Annotated in this window: 13 protein-coding genes and 1 tRNA gene; 6 read left to right on the forward strand and 8 right to left on the reverse strand. The window is 61.8% G+C overall.

Features of this window, described 5'->3' with window-relative positions; translation table 11 throughout:
* Nucleotides 1-3: 3 nt before the first annotated feature.
* Nucleotides 4-1,494 (reverse strand): MocR-like pyridoxine biosynthesis transcription factor PdxR, encoded by a 1,491-nt coding sequence (gene pdxR, locus ACJ8QI_RS18060; protein ID WP_442532895.1) that lies wholly within the window; start codon nt 1,492-1,494, stop codon nt 4-6.
* Nucleotides 1,495-1,615: 121 nt separating this feature from the next.
* Between pdxR and ACJ8QI_RS18065 the strand changes: the two genes are divergently transcribed.
* From ACJ8QI_RS18065 to ACJ8QI_RS18075, 3 genes are read left to right on the forward strand one after another with little or no spacing between them, the layout of a single operon-like run.
* Complete coding sequence (locus tag ACJ8QI_RS18065) at nt 1,616-2,881, forward strand: 4-aminobutyrate--2-oxoglutarate transaminase (RefSeq protein WP_442532896.1); 1,266 nt, start codon at nt 1,616-1,618, stop codon at nt 2,879-2,881.
* Nucleotides 2,882-2,893: 12 nt separating this feature from the next.
* A complete protein-coding gene (locus ACJ8QI_RS18070; protein WP_060451958.1) occupies nt 2,894-4,348 on the forward strand; it encodes an NAD-dependent succinate-semialdehyde dehydrogenase in 1,455 nt (484 codons plus the stop codon).
* A 58-nt stretch (nt 4,349-4,406) separates the two neighbouring features.
* Entirely contained in the window at nt 4,407-5,648 is a 1,242-nt protein-coding gene (locus ACJ8QI_RS18075) for an aromatic amino acid transport family protein (protein ID WP_033639324.1), read from the forward strand.
* A gap of 73 nt (nt 5,649-5,721) precedes the next feature.
* Here the strand turns inward: ACJ8QI_RS18075 and yfcF are convergent, their stop codons facing one another.
* Nucleotides 5,722-6,357, reverse strand: coding sequence for a glutathione transferase (yfcF, locus tag ACJ8QI_RS18080; protein ID WP_089186478.1), 636 nt, complete (start codon nt 6,355-6,357; stop codon nt 5,722-5,724).
* Nucleotides 6,358-6,528: 171 nt separating this feature from the next.
* Between yfcF and ACJ8QI_RS18085 the strand changes: the two genes are divergently transcribed.
* Nucleotides 6,529-7,245: an HPP family protein gene (locus tag ACJ8QI_RS18085; protein WP_060441001.1), complete on the forward strand. Its 717-nt coding sequence runs from the start codon at nt 6,529-6,531 to the stop codon at nt 7,243-7,245.
* Here the strand turns inward: ACJ8QI_RS18085 and aac(6') are convergent, their stop codons facing one another.
* The gene (gene aac(6'), locus ACJ8QI_RS18090; RefSeq protein WP_060422871.1) at nt 7,246-7,686 is read right to left on the reverse strand and encodes an aminoglycoside 6'-N-acetyltransferase; all 441 of its coding nucleotides are present in this window, start codon (nt 7,684-7,686) and stop codon (nt 7,246-7,248) included.
* Between the two features lie 122 nt (nt 7,687-7,808).
* Nucleotides 7,809-7,884: transfer RNA gene (locus ACJ8QI_RS18095), tRNA-Ile, on the reverse strand.
* Nucleotides 7,885-8,030: 146 nt separating this feature from the next.
* Here ACJ8QI_RS18095 and mug point away from each other — a divergent pair.
* A complete protein-coding gene (gene mug, locus ACJ8QI_RS18100; RefSeq protein ID WP_060441002.1) occupies nt 8,031-8,519 on the forward strand; it encodes a G/U mismatch-specific DNA glycosylase in 489 nt (162 codons plus the stop codon).
* Between the two features lie 74 nt (nt 8,520-8,593).
* On the opposite strand, the gene rpoD is transcribed toward mug, so the two are convergent.
* The 3 genes from rpoD to rpsU all read right to left on the reverse strand — a co-directional run bounded on the left by rpoD (nt 8,594) and on the right by rpsU (nt 12,693).
* Nucleotides 8,594-10,435 (reverse strand): RNA polymerase sigma factor RpoD, encoded by a 1,842-nt coding sequence (rpoD, locus tag ACJ8QI_RS18105; RefSeq protein ID WP_004937194.1) that lies wholly within the window; start codon nt 10,433-10,435, stop codon nt 8,594-8,596.
* 157 nt (nt 10,436-10,592) lie between these two features.
* On the reverse strand, nt 10,593-12,341 hold the full coding sequence (dnaG, locus tag ACJ8QI_RS18110; RefSeq protein ID WP_025304325.1) for a DNA primase: 1,749 nt from the start codon (nt 12,339-12,341) through the stop codon (nt 10,593-10,595).
* 136 nt (nt 12,342-12,477) lie between these two features.
* Nucleotides 12,478-12,693: a 30S ribosomal protein S21 gene (gene rpsU / locus ACJ8QI_RS18115; RefSeq protein ID WP_001144069.1), complete on the reverse strand. Its 216-nt coding sequence runs from the start codon at nt 12,691-12,693 to the stop codon at nt 12,478-12,480.
* A 325-nt stretch (nt 12,694-13,018) separates the two neighbouring features.
* Here rpsU and tsaD point away from each other — a divergent pair, with 325 nt between their 5' ends.
* Nucleotides 13,019-14,032: a tRNA (adenosine(37)-N6)-threonylcarbamoyltransferase complex transferase subunit TsaD gene (tsaD, locus tag ACJ8QI_RS18120; protein ID WP_049198481.1), complete on the forward strand. Its 1,014-nt coding sequence runs from the start codon at nt 13,019-13,021 to the stop codon at nt 14,030-14,032.
* Nucleotides 14,033-14,062: 30 nt separating this feature from the next.
* Here tsaD and plsY read toward each other — a convergent pair whose 3' ends face one another.
* Entirely contained in the window at nt 14,063-14,707 is a 645-nt protein-coding gene (gene plsY / locus ACJ8QI_RS18125) for a glycerol-3-phosphate 1-O-acyltransferase PlsY (RefSeq protein ID WP_049198480.1), read from the reverse strand.
* Nucleotides 14,708-14,800: the final 93 nt, after the last annotated feature.

The raw sequence follows: 14,800 nt of genomic DNA on the forward strand, positions 1-14,800 counted from the left end.
GCCCTAGGGGGCCGCCTTTTTCATCTCGGGCGCGTTAATGCAGGCCAGCAGCTGGGTGAAGGCCGCGGCCATCTGCTCTTCCGGCACGCAGGCAAACCCCATCAGCAGGCCGCGCCGGCGGTTGGGCAGCATGTAGTAGCGCGACAGCGGCCGCACCAGCACCCCCTGCGCGCCGGCGGCGGCGGCGATTGCCACGTCGTCGGCCTCGTCCGGCAGGTTGAGGATCAGGTGCAATCCGGCGTTGCTGTTGAATTCGCTGAGCGCCTGTTTGCCGAGGTGCTGTTCGATCAATCCGGTCAGGAAGGCACGCCGCCGGGCGTACAGCAACCGCATGCGGCGGATATGTGCGGTGTAGTGTCCTGCCTGAATAAACTCCGCCAGCGCGCTCTGGATCAGGAGGTGCCCGCCGCGGTACAGCTCGGCGTGGGCGGTTTTCAGCGCCTGCACCAGCGGCGGCGGCAACACCACATAGCCGAGGCGCAGCGCCGGGTAGAGCGTTTTGCTGAAGGTGCCGATGTAAATCACCGGCGCGTCGGCCTCCAGCCCTTGCAGCGCCGGGATCGGTTGGCCGGAAAAGCGGAATTCGCTGTCGTAGTCGTCCTCGACGATCCAGCCGCCGGCGTTGCGCGCCAGCGCCAGCAGCCGTTGGCGGCGCGCCAGGCTCATCACCGAGCCGAGCGGATACTGGTGCGACGGGGTCACGAAGATCAGCCGCGGTGGGCTGGTCGGCTGCTCCGGCGGCACCAGCCCGGCTTCGTCTACCGCCAGCGGGCAGATGTTCAGCGCATTGATGCGCAAGATATTGCGGATCCCCCAATAGCCCGGCTCTTCGATCCAGGCGTCATCCCCCGGATTGCATAGCATGCGCGTCACCAGATCGATCGCCTGATGGATGCCCTCGGTGATCAGGATCTGTTCCGGCGAACAGCGCACCGAGCGCGCCACCCGTAAATACTCCACCAGCGCATGCTGCAGCTCCGGGCTACCGCCCTGATTGCTGTAGGTCAGCCGCTGCGGCGCCGGGCGGCGGCTGAGGCGCGCCTGGATCTTGCTGAACAGCTGATGGGGAAAGGCGTTGACGTCGGGCACGCCGGGAATGAATGCCCCCCACTGTTTGGGGCTGGCGCTGGCGTGGTGCAGCAGCGTGGCGCCGCGTTCCGACAGTTCGACGCGGTGCGGTTGCCCACTGCCGTCTGCCGGGGCGCCGCCGGTGGAGAGGCAGCTGTCCGGCACCGTGTCGGCGACGAAGGTGCCGCTGCCGGCGCGCGCCGACACGTAACCTTCAGCCAGCAGTTGTTCATAAACGGTTAACACGGTGTTGCGGGACAGGCTGAGTTCCTGCGCCAGATCGCGCGAGGCGGGCAGGCGGCTGGAGGGAGGCAGGCTGCCGTCGAGAATGCTGGTGCGGATCGCGTTGTAAAGCCGCTTGTGCAGCTTGTCATCGGGCTGCTCGCCGAGGCGCTGCAGCAACAGATCACCACTCAATGAGCGCAATTGGATCCCTCAATTATTCGTAACTGGCACTCGATTATAGGGCCACATCCTGTGTAAATAAACGGCATTGTTTCACGAATGTGAACGAAACGTGTAACTGGCACCGACCGGAGAGAACAGCATGAAAAACGCAGAATTGAACCAACGCCGTCAGGACGCCACCCCGCGCGGAGTGGGCGTGATGTGTGGTTTTTACGCCGAGCGCGCAGAGAACGCCACGCTGTGGGATGTGGAAGGCAAAGAAGTGATCGATTTCGCCTCGGGGATCGCCGTGCTGAACACCGGCCACCGCCACCCGAAGGTGATCGCCGCGATTGAAAAGCAGCTGCAGGCCTTCACCCACACCGCCTATCAGATCGTTCCTTACGAAAGCTATGTTTCGTTGGCGGAGCGCATCAACCAGCGCGCGCCGATCGCCGGCCTGTGTAAAACCGCTTTCTTCACCACCGGCGCGGAAGCGGTGGAAAACGCGGTGAAGATCGCCCGCGCTTACACCGGCCGCCCGGGGTTGATCACCTTCGGCGGCGGTTTCCACGGCCGCACCTATATGACCATGGCGCTGACCGGCAAAGTGGCGCCTTACAAACTGGGCTTTGGCCCATTCCCCGGCTCGGTGTTCCACGGCCAGTACCCGAATGCGCTGTACGGCGTGACCACCGAAGACGCGATGAACAGCCTGGATCGCCTGTTTAAAGCGGATATCGATCCCAAGCAGGTGGCGGCGATTGTGCTGGAGCCGGTGCAGGGCGAAGGCGGCTTCAACGTGGCGCCGGCCGAATTCATGCAGGCGCTGCGCGCGCTGTGCGACCAGCATGGCATCCTGCTGATCGCCGACGAAGTGCAGACCGGCTTCGCCCGTACCGGCAAGCTGTTCGCCATGGAGCACTACAGCGTTAAACCGGATCTGATCACCATGGCGAAAAGCCTGGCGGGCGGCATGCCGCTGTCGGCGGTGGCGGGCCGCGCCGAGGTGATGGACGCGCCGGCGCCGGGCGGGCTGGGCGGCACCTACGCCGGTAACCCGCTGGCGGTGGCCGCGGCGCATGCGGTGCTGGACGTGATCGACGAAGAGCAGCTGTGCCAGCGCGCCCAGCGCTTGGGGCAGCACCTGGTGGAAGTGTTGCAGCAGGCGCGCAAAACCAGCCCGGCGATCGCCGATGTGCGTGCGCAAGGCTCGATGGTGGCGGTGGAGTTCAACGATCCGGCTACCGGCAAGCCTTCGGCGGAGATCACCCGTCAGGTGCAGCAGAAGGCGATGGAAGAAGGGCTGCTGCTGCTGAGCTGCGGCGTGAACGGCAACGTGATTCGCTTCCTGTACCCGCTGACCATCCCGGACGATCAGTTCACCAAGGCGATGGGCATCCTGTCTCGCGCGCTGGCCCACTAAGGAGCGAATGGCATGAAATTGAACAATCCCGAGCTGCTGCGCAGCCAGTGTCTGATCAACGGCGAATGGTGCGATGCCCTGAGCGGCAAGCGCGAAGCGGTGATCAATCCGGCCACCGGCGCCGAGCTGGCCAGCATTCCGCTGGTCAGCGAAGAGGAAACCCAGCAGGCGATCGCGGCGGCGCAGCGGGCGCAAAACGAGTGGAAACAGCTGACCGCCAAGCAGCGTTCCGCGCTGCTGCTGGCCTGGGCCGACAAGGTGCTGGCCGCACAGGAAGATCTGGCGCAGCTGATGACCGCCGAGCAGGGCAAATCGCTGGCGGAAGCGCGCGGCGAAGTGGCGTACGCCGCGTCGTTCATCACCTGGTTCGCCGAAGAGGCCAAGCGGGTGGACGGCGCGGTATTGCAGGCGCCGCAGGCTTCGCAGCGCCTGGTGGTGGTGAAACAGCCGATCGGTGTGTGTGCGGCCATCACCCCGTGGAATTTCCCGGCGGCGATGATCACCCGCAAGGTGGCGCCGGCGCTGGCGGCCGGTTGCGCCATCATCGTCAAACCGGCTGAGCAAACGCCGTTGACCGCGTTGGCGCTGGCCAAGCTGGCGCAGGACGCCGGTATTCCCGCCGGCGTTTTGCAGGTGGTGACCGGGGAAGCGGCGCAGGTGGGCAAGGTGCTGTGCGACAGCCCGGTGGTGCGCAAGCTGAGCTTTACCGGTTCGACCGAGGTCGGCCGCATCCTGATGGCGCAGTGCGCGCCGAGCATTAAGAAACTGTCGCTGGAGCTGGGCGGTAACGCGCCGGTCATCGTGTTCGACGACGCCAATCTGGACGCGGCGGTGGCGGGCATCATGGCCTCCAAGTTCCGCAACAGCGGCCAGACCTGCGTCTGCGCCAACCGCATCTACGTGCAGGACGGCATCTACGAGCGGCTGGTGGAAAAACTGGTGGCGGCGGTCGAGCAGCTGAAAGTCGGCGACGGCAGCCAGGAAGGCACCACCCAGGGGCCGCTGATCGACAGCGATGCGGTAGCGAAGGTACAGAGCCATATCGACGACGCGTTGATCAAAGGGGCGCAGATCGCCACCGGCGGCCAGCCGCACGCGCTCGGCGGCACTTTCTTCCAGCCGACGGTGGTGACCGGCGTAACGCAGAAGATGCGCTTCGCCAAAGAAGAGACCTTCGGGCCGGTGGCGCCGCTGTTCCGCTTCCATGACGAGGCGGAAGCCATCGCCATGGCCAACGACACCGAATTCGGCCTGGCCGCCTACCTGTTCACGCAGAACGCCGCGCGCCAGTGGCGCGTGCCGGAAGCGCTGGAGTACGGCATGGTCGGCATCAACACCGGGCTGATTTCCAACGAAGTGGCGCCGTTCGGCGGCGTGAAACAGTCAGGGCTCGGGCGTGAAGGATCGCGCTACGGGATAGAAGAATATCTGGAGCTGAAATACCTGTGTATCGATGTGAGCTGTTGAGCGTCAGGACGTTAACCCATCCCGGCGGCCAGCGTCGCCGGGCGATAAAGGATGATGCATGTCTGATAATATCTCTGTTTCTCCGGCGCTTGCCGCCGGGGTGCGAGCACCTGCACCCGCCAAATCGTTAAGTTTCCTCGAAGGGGTGGCGATGATCGTCGGCACCAACATCGGCGCCGGGGTGCTCTCCATCGCCTACGCCTCCAGCAAGGCCGGTTTCCTGCCGCTGCTGTTCTGGCTGGTGCTGGTGGGGAGTCTGACCACCATCACTATGCTGTACGTCGCCGAATCCACGCTGCGCACCCGCGCACATCTGCAGCTGAGCGGGCTGGCGAAGCGCTACGTCGGCGGCCTGGGCGCCTGGCTGATGTTCGCTTCGGTGTGCGTCAACAGCGTCGGGGCGCTTACCGCCTACATGACCGGCAGCGGCAAGCTGTTGCAATCACTGTTCGGCATCTCGCCGGCGCTGGGCAGCCTGCTGTTCTTCGTGCCCGCCGCCGGCGTGCTGTACCTCGGTTTGAAAGCGATCGGCCGCGGCGAGAAGTTCATCAGCATCGGCATGGTGGTGATGTTGACCGCGCTGGTGGCGGCAACGCTGCTGAAAGACACCACCCAGATGCGCAACCTGCTGGACGGTGACTGGCGCTATATGGTGCCGGTGTTCAACGTGGTGGTGTTCTGCTTCTCGGCGCAGTACATCGTGCCGGAAATGGCGCGCGGCTTTGCCGACAAGCCGGAACAACTGCCGAAGGCGATCATCGTCGGTATGGTGGTGACCTTCATTTTGCTGGCGGCGGTGCCGATGTCGGTGATCGCGCTCAGCGGGCTGGATGACATCTCCGACGTGGCCACCATCTCCTGGGGCCAGGCGCTAGGGCAGTGGGCGTTCTTCTCCGCCAACATCTTTGCGCTGTGCGCGATGCTGACCTCGTACTGGGGATTGGGTGGCAGCTTCCTGACCAATATTTTCGACAAGTTTCGGCTGGGCAACGACGAGCTGCCGCTGCGCCGCTTCGGCGTGCTGCTACTGGTGGTGGTGCCGCCGTTCGTGCTGGCCTACAGTGGGCTGGTGTCGTTCGTCAACGCGCTCTACTTCGCCGGGGTGTTCAGCGGGGTGATCCTGTCGATCATGCCGATGCTGATCCTGCGCGGCGCGCGCAAACATGGCGACCAGACCCCGCGCTGGCAGTGCAACTGGATCACGCACCCGCTGCTGCAGGTCAGCATTGTGTTGCTGTATCTGGCCAGCGCGGTGTACGCCATCGCTTCATTGTTAGGCTATCTGCCCTCTGGATGGTGATTTGCCTTCCCTCAAGCAGTGATGTTGTTTCTCGGCATTGAGAACGGCGGCGTCGTGGCCGCCGATTTTTTTCTCAGGCGCGCCGTTTTTCCGACAACGCCAGCCAGGCCTGCACCGACGGGCGCTGCCACTGCTTGTGCGCATAGTGGCGCACGCGCTCCGGCACCGGGTCGCCGTGCATCACCAGCCGGTTGAGCATCAGCGCCAGATCGGTGTCGGTGATGCACCACTCCCTGAACAGATTGTCCTGCCCGTGGCTCAGCAGCTTTTCCACGGCGGCGATCAGCTTGCGCGCGGCCTCCTGCGCGGCTTCGGACAGCGGCGGGAACTTGCCGTTGTTGAACACCACCTCGGTCGAGCGCTCGGCGCGGATCGGCAACAGATCGCTGCGCAGCCAGGCCTGGATCTCGCGCGCCTTGGCGCGCAGCTTCACGTCGCGCGGGTACACGGCGTGGGCCGGGTGGATGTCTTCCAGGTATTCGGCGATCGCCGAAGACTCCGAGAGCTGAAACTCGCCGATCGCCAGCGTCGGCACCCGGCGGGTGAGCGACAGCGCCGCGTAGGCCGCCTCTTTGTTTTCTTCTTTCGCCAGATCCACCGGCTTCACGGTGAACGGAATGCCTTTTTCCGTCAGCACGACAAAGGCGGACATGGCGTACGGGCTGAAAAATTCACTGTCGGTATAAAGCTCGATGATCGGTTGAGACATCGGCGGTTCCTCGGGGTTAAGGGGGGAACATTCATCATTGTCGAGGGGAGGCTAAAAATCAATCTGTTAGCCTAAAAGTTCTTGGGTGGCGCGGTTTCCGGCGCCGTGAGCTCCTTCAGGATGATGTGATATATTTGTTGCCAACACGTGAATCGAGCCGTATTGGGTAACATGAAGACGCAGTGGATAGAACGAGTAAAAGTGGGATGCGCGCGCCTGTGGCCGCACCCGCTGGCGGTGGGCAAGCGAGAGATGCTGATTTCCAGCGTCGGCGCCGGTTTGGGGCTGATGCTCGCCGGCTGGATCAGCCACTTTATTTTGGGCGAGGTGAACCTGTGGTTTATCGCGCCGATGGGCGCCTCGGCGGTGCTGCTGTTCGGCGTGCCCAACAGCCCGCTGGCGCAGCCCTGGTCGATCGTCGGCGGCAATGCGCTGGCGGCGACGGTGGGTGTCAGCGCCGGTCTGCTGATCCCCGATCCGGGCCTGGCCTGCGGCGTTGCGGCGGCGGTGGCCATCGGCCTGATGTTCAAGCTGCGCTGCCTGCATCCTCCGGGTGGCGCGGTGGCGCTGACCGCCATCCTCGGCGGCCCCGGCATTCACCAGATGGGCTACCACTTCGTGCTGTACCCGGTGCTGCTGAACTCGGTGCTGCTGGCGGCGCTGGCCATTCTGTTCAATAACCTGGCCGGGCGACGCTACCCGCACGCGCTGGCGCCGGCGGAGGCCAAACCGGCCAATCTGCCGATCGATGCCGTTGCCATCACCCGCGCCGATCTGCACGAGGCGCTGATGGAGGGGGATCTGTTCGATATTGACGAGGACGATCTGCAGGAGCTTCTGCTGCGCGCCGAGCAGCTGGCGCATCAGCGGCAAAGCAAGACCGCCTGATCAGCCCAGCGTTTTGCGGTAAAACACCACCCGCTCCGTTTCGGCAAAGCCCAGCGCCGCATGCAGGCGCTGGGAGTCCAGATTGGCGATGTCGGTATCCGACGCCAGCTCGCTGCACCCCTGCTGCTTCGCCCACTCCTGCACCTGCGCGATCAAGCGCGCGGCCCAACCCTGGCGGCGGGCGCGTTCGACGGTATAAATCCCTTCCAGAAACGCCACCGGCGACGATTCGCAGCCGTTGACGTAATCGTAGCGCAGCGCGACCTCGGCAAAGCCAACGAAAGCGCCGTCCAGCCCCCGCGCCATAAACGCGGTGTGGTGCGGCGAAGCCAATATCTCGCGCATTTCCGCGCGGTGATCTTCAGGCGAGCTGGAGGGCCACAGCGCGGTGCGCAGCGCCAGCCAGGCGTCGAGGTTGTCGTGGTCGCAGTTGACGATCATGCGGGGCCCTTATGAGTCGGAATAAATCAGGAATGCCGAAAGAGAAGTGTGGCACGGCGGCGGGAAACAAAAAAGCCATCCCGGACAGAATGGCTTCTAAGGCTGTGAAAACAGCTAAAATTTGGTGGCCCCTGTTGGGTTTGAACCAACGACCAAGCGATTATGAGTCGCCTGCTCTAACCACTGAGCTAAGGGGCCAAGCCGCGAGATTATAGGGAATCCTTAAGCGGCGGTCTACTGTTACCCGCCCGTATGTTGCTTTTCTGCACAGTTCTAGCCTGTTGTAATTGCTGGCGGATTTTGCGATAACCGCAGTAAATCCCTGCAATGGACTCACGATACTCATGGAACTTCTGGCGCCTGACCTGCGGGTGGTGTTTTGCGGCATCAACCCCGGCCTTTCTTCCGCCCATCAGGGCTACCCTTTCGCCAACGGCAGCAACCGCTTCTGGAAGGTGATCCATCAGGCCGGCTTTACCGAGCGCCAGCTGGCGCCGGAGCAGTGGCAGCAGCTGAAGGATAACGGCTGCGGCATTACCGCGCTGGTGGCGCGCCCGACGGTGGCGGCCAGCGAGCTGTCGCGCGACGAGCTGCGCAGCGGCGGCGAGGTGCTGCAAGAGAAAATCCTGCGCTATCAGCCGCGCGCGCTGGCGATTTTGGGCAAGCAGGCGTTCACCACCGCCTTCGGGGTGAAAAACGCGCCCTGGGGCAAACAGGCGCTGATGCTGGGGGAAACCGAGGTGTGGGTATTGCCTAACCCCAGCGGATTGAACCGCGCCACGCTGGAGCAGCTTACCGCCAGCTATCGTGAGCTGTTCCTGGCGTTGCAATGATGCGGCGGGGCGTATTCAGGGCATAAAAAAACCCCGGCAGGCCGGGGTTTTTGTTTTGGGTGCGGCAGCCGGACTTAGTCGTCCAGGAAGCTGCGCAGCACTTCAGAGCGGCTTGGGTGACGCAGCTTGCGCAGCGCCTTGGCTTCGATCTGACGAATACGCTCACGGGTAACGTCAAACTGCTTGCCGACCTCTTCCAGCGTGTGATCGGTGTTCATGTCGATGCCGAAACGCATGCGCAGCACTTTCGCTTCGCGCGCGGTCAGGCCGGCCAGCACGTCGTGGGTGGCGGAACGCAGGCTTTCCGAGGTCGCGGAGTCCAGCGGCAGCTCGAGGGTGGTATCCTCGATGAAGTCGCCCAGATGCGAATCTTCGTCGTCGCCGATCGGCGTTTCCATCGAGATTGGCTCTTTGGCGATCTTCAGCACCTTGCGGATCTTGTCTTCCGGCATCAGCATGCGCTCGGCCAACTCTTCCGGCGTCGGCTCGCGGCCCATCTCTTGCAGCATCTGGCGCGAAATACGGTTGAGCTTGTTGATGGTCTCAATCATATGCACCGGAATACGGATGGTGCGCGCCTGGTCGGCGATGGAGCGGGTGATAGCCTGACGGATCCACCAGGTGGCGTACGTCGAGAACTTGTAGCCGCGGCGGTATTCGAACTTGTCTACCGCTTTCATCAGGCCGATGTTGCCTTCCTGGATCAGATCCAGGAACTGCAGGCCGCGGTTGGTGTATTTCTTGGCGATAGAAATAACCAGACGCAGGTTGGCCTCAACCATCTCTTTCTTCGCGCGGCGGGCTTTCGCTTCACCGATCGACATGCGACGGTTGATGTCTTTGACCTGCTCGATGGTCAGGCCGGTTTCTTCTTCGATCTGACGCAGTTTCTGCAGGCTGCGCTGCACGTCTTCAGCCACGTCTTTCAGCTTTTCCGACCATGGCTTGGCCATCGCCAGCGCGGCTTCGAACCAGGAATCGCTGGTTTCGTTGCCGGCGAACAGGGTGACGAAGTTTTTCTTCGGCATTTTGCACTGTTCAACGCACAGCTTCATGATGATGCGTTCCTGGGTGCGAACCCGGTCCATCATGGTGCGCATGCTGTTGACCAGGAAGTCGAACTGCTTCGGCACCAGGCGGAACTGCTTGAACACTTCAGACAGCTTCAGGATCTCGTCCGCGGCGCTGGCGTGGCTGCGGCCGTTCTTCTTGATCACCAGACGCGTCGCTTCATACTGATCGCGCAGCTCGGCGAACTTCTGACGCGCCAGCTCAGGATCGATGCTGTTGTCGTCTTCGGTATCGTCGTCTTCGTCGTCTTCATCTTCTTCGTCGTCGTCTTGCTCTTCGCTCGACAGTTCAGAACCGATGTGGGTGGCGGTTGGGGCGATGTCCTCTTCCGCGTTAGGATCGACGAAGCCGGTGATCAGATCGGACAGGCGCGCTTCGCCCGCTTCGACGCGATCGTACTGCTCAAGCAGGTAGGTAATGGCTTCCGGGTATTCGGCAACCGAGCACTGCACCTGGTTGATGCCGTCTTCGATGCGTTTGGCGATGTCGATTTCGCCTTCGCGCGTCAGCAGTTCGACGGTACCCATTTCGCGCATGTACATGCGCACCGGGTCGGTGGTGCGGCCGATTTCGGATTCCACGCTGGACAGAACCTGTGCGGCGGCTTCTTCCGCATCTTCGTCCGTGCTGTTCGAGTTTTCGGCGAGCAGCAGGTCATCGGCGTCCGGTGCTTCTTCCATCACCTGGATGCCCATGTCGTTAATCATCTGGATGATGTCTTCGATCTGATCGGAGTCGACGATATCTTCCGGCAGATGGTCATTGACCTCAGCATAGGTCAGATAGCCTTGCTCCTTACCACGGGTGACAAGTAGCTTCAGCTGTGACTGCGGGTTTTGCTCCATAAGACGGTATCCACACTTCAGAGTATTTAGGTTGGTGTCGGTCGGCGAAACCGCCAACAATAGCATTTGGGGCGTTTTCGTTATCGCCGCGGCCCACTATGGCGGCACTGTGCAGGGCTCTGCCCTCGCAATTATCGGCACTTAAGCCGTTTGGTATTCAGTTTTTCTTCGCTAAAACCTGGTTGAGAGAACGGACTTCTTCACGTTCCTCCGGGCTCAGGCCGCGCGTTCTGGCCTGGGCGATCAGCGTTTCCAGCCGTTGCTCGAGCACCGAGTCGTACAGGCTGGCCAACGTATCCAAAAAGGTCTGTTCGACCATGTCCTCAACGATCATATGGTTCCATGTCGCCAAGGTTTCAAGCTGCTGGCTGAATTTGTTGTCGCGATACAGCTCCAGCAATTGCCCGGTCGTCAGGCCCGGCTGCGCCAAACAGGTCTGCACCAGTTCGACGAACAGCGGCAATCCCGCTTGTTTGGTCTGCTCCAGCCCTTCAAGCGAAGGGATAAGTGTAGCCAACTGCGGATTTTGCACCAGTAACCCTATCAGTATACGCATGGTTGTGCGTTTTAGCTGGGGCGCCTGATAAGGATTCGCATTTTCCGCCTGCTTGGGCATCAGCTTGTCGAGCTGGCTGTCGTCCAGCAGCCCCAGCTTGTTGCCGAGCTCCTGACGCAGGTACAAACGCAACGTTTCGCCCGGCACCTGAGTAATCAGCGGCAGCGCCAGCGTGCTCAGCTTGGCGCGCCCGTCCGGGCTGCTCAGATCCACCTGCGGCAGCAGACTTTCGAACAGGAACGTGGACAGCGGCTGCGCCTGCTCCATTCGCTGTTCGAAGGCTTCTTTGCCTTCCTTGCGCACCAGGGTGTCCGGATCTTCGCCGTCGGGCAAAAACATGAACCGCAGCTGGCGCCCGTCGTTCAGGTACGGCAGCGCGGTTTCCAGCGCCCGCCATGCCGCCTCGCGGCCGGCGCGGTCGCCGTCGTAACAGCAGACGACGTTGTCGGTGGCGCGGAACAGCAGCTGAATGTGTTCAGCCGTCGTCGAGGTTCCGAGCGAGGCGACGGCATAATCGATGCCGAATTGCGCCAACGCCACCACGTCCATATACCCTTCCACCACCAGCAGCCGCTGGAGGGTAGGGTGGTTCTGCTGTGCTTCATACAGGCCGTACAGCTGGCGGCCCTTATGGAAAACTTCGGTTTCCGGCGAGTTCAGGTACTTCGGCATACCGTCACCCAATACGCGGCCGCCGAAGGCGATCACGCGCCCGCGCTTGTCGCGGATGGGGAACATCACCCGTTCACGGAAACGGTCGTACGAACGCCCCTGATCGTTAGTCACCAGCATGCCGGCATCGTTCAATGCGCGGCGCGAGTCGGCGTCGCGGCCGAAACGCTTCAGGGCGTTGTCCCATCCCGCCGGCGCGAAGCCGATGGCGAAATGGCGAATAACGTCGTCACTTAATCCGCGCTGCTGCAAATAGCTGCGCGCCGGTGCCCCGGAGGACTGCTGCAGTGACTGTTGATAGAACGCGCTGAGCTGCTCCATCAGTTGGTACAGGCTCTGGCGCTGATGGCGTTCGATCTGGGTTGGCCCGGTGCCCGCTTCATAAGGCACTTCCAGCCCGTGCATGGTCGCCAGCTCTTCGATGGTTTCGACAAACTCGAGTCGGTCGTAATTCATCAAAAAATCGACGGCGTTGCCGTGCGCACCACACCCAAAACAGTGATAAAACTGCTTTTCGCCATTAACGGTAAAGGAAGGCGTCTTTTCGTGGTGGAACGGACAGCACGCGTGGTAGTTCTTGCCTTGCTTCTTGAGCTTCACGCGGGCGTCGATCAAGTCGACGATGTCGGTGCGAGCCAGCAAGTCATTGATAAATACGCGCGGAATTCGTCCAGCCATAAGCCCTTACTTCATTAGCCTATAAACGAGAACAAGCCGCGCATTCCTTTCGGAAAGCACGGCCTTCGTATGCAACTACTCGGTCTGCGCGATTTTGAAAATCAGAAATTCACGCGGTGGGGTTGCCCCCGAAGAATTAATACAGACGAGTGCGGCGTGCGTTTTCGCGAGCCAGTTTCTTCGCGTGACGTTTCACAGCAGAAGCTTTAGCGCGTTTACGTTCGGTAGTTGGTTTTTCATAAAACTCACGACGACGAACTTCAGCTAAAACACCTGCTTTTTCGCAAGAGCGTTTGAAACGACGCAGAGCAACGTCAAATGGCTCGTTTTCACGTACTTTAATTACCGGCATGTGCCTCTCACCTCAATAAAATTCGGTTTGTTGCTGGCCAAGCGCCAGCCTTTTCAAAATGGTGCGGAATTTTACTCCAATGGATGCTGCTTTGTAAAGCATCACCGCAAATTGAAACCCGCGTCGCTCTGCCGCAACGTGCGCAATTTTGCACCGGGCGCTGATTATAGACTAATCAGAAAAAAATGCTCGTGTTTAATCGCCTGGGCATTTTCTGGATGAATCATCGACATAGGTGCGAGCCGGTGACAAGATGCGCCGCGCTGGCGGTAAATGCGGCGGAATGTGGTAGACTGGCGGCCGCACGTGAATGATGGGAAATGTAATGCGAGTACTGGGTATAGAAACGTCCTGCGATGAAACCGGAATTGCAGTGTATGACGATCAAACCGGTTTGTTGGCCAACCAATTATACAGCCAGGTGAAGCTGCACGCCGACTACGGCGGCGTGGTGCCGGAACTGGCCTCGCGCGATCACGTGCGCAAAACCGTGCCGCTGATTCAGGCGGCGCTGAAAGAGGCCAACCTGACTCCGGCCGACATCGACGGCGTGGCCTACACCGCCGGGCCGGGCCTGGTGGGGGCGCTGCTGGTCGGCGCTACCGTGGGGCGCGCGCTGGCGTTCGCCTGGAACGTACCGGCGGTGCCGGTGCACCATATGGAAGGCCACCTGCTGGCGCCGATGCTGGAAGACAACCCGCCGGCGTTCCCGTTCGTCGCGCTGCTGGTCTCCGGCGGCCATACTCAGCTGATCAGCGTCACCGGCATCGGTGAGTATGAACTGCTGGGCGAATCGATCGACGATGCGGCCGGCGAAGCGTTCGACAAAACCGCCAAGCTGCTCGGCCTGGATTACCCCGGCGGGCCGATGCTGTCGAAGATGGCGCAGCAGGGCACGGCGGGGCGTTTCACTTTCCCGCGGCCGATGACCGATCGTCCGGGCCTGGACTTCAGCTTCTCCGGGCTGAAAACCTTCGCCGCCAACACCATTCGCTCCAACGGCAACGACGATCAGACGCGTGCCGACATCGCCCGCGCCTTCGAGGATGCGGTGGTGGACACGCTGGCAATCAAGTGCAAACGCGCGCTGGAGCAGACCGGTTTCAAACGCCTGGTGATGGCCGGCGGCGTGAGCGCCAACCGCACGTTGCGCGCCAAGCTGGCGGAGATGATGCACAAGCGCGGTGGGGAAGTATTCTATGCCCGCCCGGAATTTTGCACCGACAACGGCGCGATGATCGCCTATGCCGGCATGGTGCGCCTGAAGAGCGGCGCCAGCCCGGAACTGAGCGTTTCGGTGCGGCCGCGCTGGCCGCTGGCGGAACTGCCTGCGGTATAAAGCAAAGGGCCGGATAATCCGGCCCTTCTGTTATTCGTCTTTCGGCCGATCGCCGTTATCCGCATCTGCCTGGTTTTTCTTCTTGCGGAACTTGCCCCAGATCTTGCCTTCCTGGCCGCGCCACAGGCGCTGAATATTGTCGTGATGCCGCATCAGGATCAGGCAGGAGAGCATCGCCACCGGGAAGGTGAACTGCGGTTTGAACCACCAGACGTAGAACGGGGCGATCAGCGCGCTGACGATGGCGCCGAGCGAAGAGTAGCCGCTGAGCAGCACCGTCAGCAGCCAGGTGCCGGTCATCAGGCCGGTCAGATCCCAACCGATAGGCGCGATGGCGCCAAACGCCGTCGCTACGCCCTTACCGCCGCGGAAGTGGAAGAACACCGGATAGATGTGCCCCAGGCAGGCGGCGATCGCCGTCAGGCCGAGGTACAGCGGCGGCACATCGAGTTTGTAGGCCAGCCAGACCGGCAACATCCCTTTCAGAATATCGAATACCAGCACCGCCGCTGCCGCCAGCCGGCCGCCGATGCGCAGGACGTTGGTCGCCCCGGGGTTTCCTGAGCCATGTTCACGCGGATCCGGCAGCCTGGCGATCCGGCAAACCAGGATCGCGCTGGAAATCGAGCCGCACAGATACGCGAAGATAATCATGCCAAGCGCGGTAGCACTCATAACGCGGTTCCGTTTAATAATGGTCGTTTTACTCGCAACATCTATGGATAATACGCACATTCCGCTGGAAGTGGTATCCGGCAAGGCCAAAAA

It is taken from the genome of Serratia sp. CY84636, assembly GCF_052166245.1.
GTDB lineage: Bacteria > Pseudomonadota > Gammaproteobacteria > Enterobacterales > Enterobacteriaceae > Serratia > Serratia nevei.